This window comes from Variovorax stachyos, from assembly GCF_051400855.1.
GTDB lineage: Bacteria > Pseudomonadota > Gammaproteobacteria > Burkholderiales > Burkholderiaceae_C > Variovorax.
In genome coordinates this window covers 1-1,124 of record NZ_JBLFFN010000053.1, presented here as the reverse complement: position 1 = coordinate 1,124, position 1,124 = coordinate 1, and the positions used below count along the sequence as shown (strand labels likewise).

General features: G+C 64.5%; 1 protein-coding gene. It reads left to right on the top strand.

Features of this window, described 5'->3' with window-relative positions; all coding sequences use genetic code 11:
- Window positions 1-3: 3 nt before the first annotated feature.
- Window positions 4-1,124, top strand: a 1,121-nt coding sequence (gene tuf, locus ACMGEZ_RS29655) for an elongation factor Tu (RefSeq protein WP_436825856.1), incomplete at its 3' end; no start/stop codon positions are given.

The window sequence follows — 1,124 nt, the reverse complement described above, 5'->3', positions numbered from 1 at the left end:
AAAATGGCAAAAGGAAAATTCACCCGCACGAAGCCGCACGTGAACGTGGGCACGATCGGTCACGTGGACCACGGCAAGACCACTCTGACGGCGGCCATTGCGACCGTGCTGTCGAGCAAGTTCGGCGGTGAAGCCAAGGCCTACGACCAGATCGACGCGGCGCCCGAAGAGAAGGCGCGCGGCATCACGATCAACACCGCCCACGTCGAGTACGAGACGGCCAACCGCCACTACGCGCACGTCGACTGCCCCGGGCACGCCGACTACGTCAAGAACATGATCACCGGTGCCGCCCAGATGGACGGCGCCATCCTCGTGTGCTCGGCCGCCGACGGCCCGATGCCCCAGACCCGCGAGCACATCCTGCTGGCGCGCCAGGTGGGTGTGGGCTACATCATCGTCTACCTCAACAAGTGCGACATGGTCGACGACAAGGAGCTGCTGGAGCTCGTCGAGATGGAAGTGCGCGAGCTCCTGGACAAGTACGAGTTCCCGGGCGACGACACCCCCATCATCCACGGCTCGGCCAAGCTGGCCTTGGAAGGCGACAAGGGCGAACTCGGCGAAGGCTCCATCATGAAGCTGGCCGAAGCCCTGGACACCTACATCCCCACCCCTGAGCGTGCGGTGGACGGCGCCTTCCTCATGCCCGTGGAAGACGTCTTCTCCATCTCCGGCCGGGGCACGGTGGTGACCGGTGCCGTCGAGCGCGGCGTCATCAAGGTCGGCGAGGAAATCGAGATTGTCGGCATCCGCCCGACCCAGAAGACCACCTGCACGGGCGTGGAGATGTTCCGCAAGCTGCTGGACCAGGGCCAGGCTGGCGACAACGTCGGCGTGCTGCTGCGCGGCACCAAGCGTGAGGAAGTCGAGCGCGGGCAGGTGCTGTGCAAGCCGGGCTCCATCAAGCCCCACACGCATTTCACCGCCGAGGTGTACGTGCTGAGCAAGGACGAGGGCGGGCGTCATACGCCGTTCTTCAACAACTACCGTCCGCAGTTCTACTTCCGCACCACCGACGTGACCGGTGCGATCGAGCTGCCCCAGGACAAGGAGATGGTCATGCCCGGCGACAACGTGTCCATCACGGTGAAGCTGATCAACCCCATCGCCATGGAAGAAGG